The organism is Mesorhizobium sp. M7A.F.Ca.CA.003.01.2.1 (genome assembly GCF_003998945.1).
Lineage (GTDB): Bacteria > Pseudomonadota > Alphaproteobacteria > Rhizobiales > Rhizobiaceae > Mesorhizobium > Mesorhizobium ciceri.
Window position 1 is genome coordinate 1 of record NZ_RZRA01001004.1, and the last position, 1,929, is coordinate 1,929.

Sequence of the window (1,929 nt, forward strand, 5' to 3'; positions counted from 1 at the left end):
TGCGTGTACTGTTGAGCAGCCATGCTCCGAGCCTCGGCCCGCCGCAGCCGGAAAAGCGCGGCGCGCCGACACTGCGCGCCGTCGGCAACCGCCAGCGCGGCCTGTCGGTGCTGATCGCCGAGGACAATGACATCAATGCCATGCTGGCCCGCGCCACGCTGCTGAAGGCCGGGCATCGCGTCAGGGTGGTCGGCAACGGCAAGGCGGCCGTCGAGGCTGTCACCGGCGCCGCGCACAAGGACCGCTTCGACGTGGTCTTGATGGATCTGCACATGCCGGTCATGGACGGGCTGGACGCGATTGCCGCCATCCGCCGCCATGAGGAAGAAAGTGCCGTGCGGCCGGTGCCGATCATGGTGCTGTCGGCCGACAGCCAGGAAAAGACCCGCCATGCGGTGTTGGCCCATGGCGCCAGCGGCTTTGTCACCAAGCCGCTCGACCCCGAGGCGCTGGTCAATGCCGTCGAGGGCCAGGTCGTCGCGGCCTGAGCTTTCCACCGCCCGTTCCGCACCGGGCGATCACTTAAACGTAGCCGGTTGATCGTATTCGCCAGCCGACGAAGTATTGCCCACGACGTCGTATCACGGTACTGTCACAATCCTGTTGCACCTACACCGTATCCCCGTGCCAAGAGGGATGGCTCGAAGGAGAATCACTCGTGCATACAGTTATGCCGGAATGTGACACTCGGCCGAACGCCAGCAGCGCCTTGCTTGCCGGACGTAACGTCGATTCCGTCATAAAGGGCGCGGCACTGGGCCGTATAGGCAATCTTGAAGTGCGGCTCGCTCGCAACGAGGCCGAGATCGCGGCCGCGCAGGAAGTGCGCTACCGGGTGTTCTACGACGAACTTGGCGCCAGGAAGGACCTGTTCCAGGCCCATGACCGCCGTGACGCCGACCGGTTCGATCCACTCTGCGACCATCTGCTGGTTTTGGACACCACGCTTTCCGGTCCCGAACATCGCCGTATCGTCGGTACATATAGGCTGCTGCGGCAAGAAATCGCGGCCACGGCCGGCGGTTTCTATTCCGAAGGTGAATTCGAGCTGACCAAGCTCATTGCCCGTCACCCCGGCCAGCGTTTCCTGGAACTCGGCCGCTCCTGCGTCTTGCCGGAATACCGCTCGAAACGCACCATCGAGGCGTTGTGGCAAGGCATCTGGGCCTACATCAACCATTACGAAATCGGTGTGATGACCGGTTGCGCTTCTTTTCACGGCACCGTGCCGGCGGCGCATGCCGAGGCGCTCACCTACCTCGCCCACCACTGCCGCACAAATTCGGCCTGGGACGTGCGCGCGGTCTCCGGGCGCTACTGCTCGATGGACCTGATGCCGATCGAGGCGGTCAATGCCAAGGCGGCGATCGCCGCGATGCCGCCTCTGGTCAAGGGCTATCTGCGCGTCGGCGCCCGCATCGGCGACGGCTGCGTCATCGATCGCGAATTCTCGACGGTCGATGTGTTCGTCGTGATGCCGGTCAAGGAGATCGGCGCACGCTACGTCAACTATTATGGCGGGGAAGCCCAGCGCTTCGCTGCGTGAGGCTAGCGAATAGAAAGTAGCGGGAGCTATCTCGTTCAACCCCTATTCGCTATTCGCTTCCTTTTCACAAAATATCTTCCGGCCGCCTGCCGGGCCGGCTCTTGTAGGACGGAAACGACCAGCCGAATTTGAGCGCGCCGCCACGCACAAGGAACGCCGCAGCAAAACCGGCAAGGTCCGAGGCGAGCGGCGGCAGTCCGGCAAGATCGCCAAGCGTGTAAAGGCCGGCACCTGCAAGGGCCGCCGTGACATAGATTTCGGGCCTGAGCAGCACCGATGGCTCGCCGGCAAGAAGATCGCGCAGAATGCCGCCGAAAGTGGCGGTGAGCACGCCGGCGATGACGGAGACGACCGGCGAACCGGTAATCGCAAGCCCCTTTGCC

General features: G+C 63.7%; 3 protein-coding genes. 2 read left to right on the top strand and 1 reads right to left on the bottom strand.

Annotated features, from left to right (window positions below):
- Together EN969_RS28865 and EN969_RS28870 are read left to right on the top strand one after the other, a co-directional pair.
- The coding region (locus EN969_RS28865) for a response regulator (RefSeq protein WP_164758591.1) at positions 1 to 488 on the top strand (488 nt) is incomplete at its 5' end.
- A gap of 182 nt (positions 489 to 670) precedes the next feature.
- The gene (locus tag EN969_RS28870; RefSeq protein WP_023812526.1) at positions 671 to 1,546 is read left to right on the top strand and encodes a GNAT family N-acetyltransferase; all 876 of its coding nucleotides are present in this window, start codon (positions 671 to 673) and stop codon (positions 1,544 to 1,546) included.
- Positions 1,547 to 1,610: 64 nt separating this feature from the next.
- Here EN969_RS28870 and EN969_RS28875 read toward each other — a convergent pair.
- Positions 1,611 to 1,929: TRIC cation channel family protein (locus tag EN969_RS28875; protein ID WP_206525257.1), on the bottom strand; the 319-nt coding region annotated here is incomplete at its 5' end.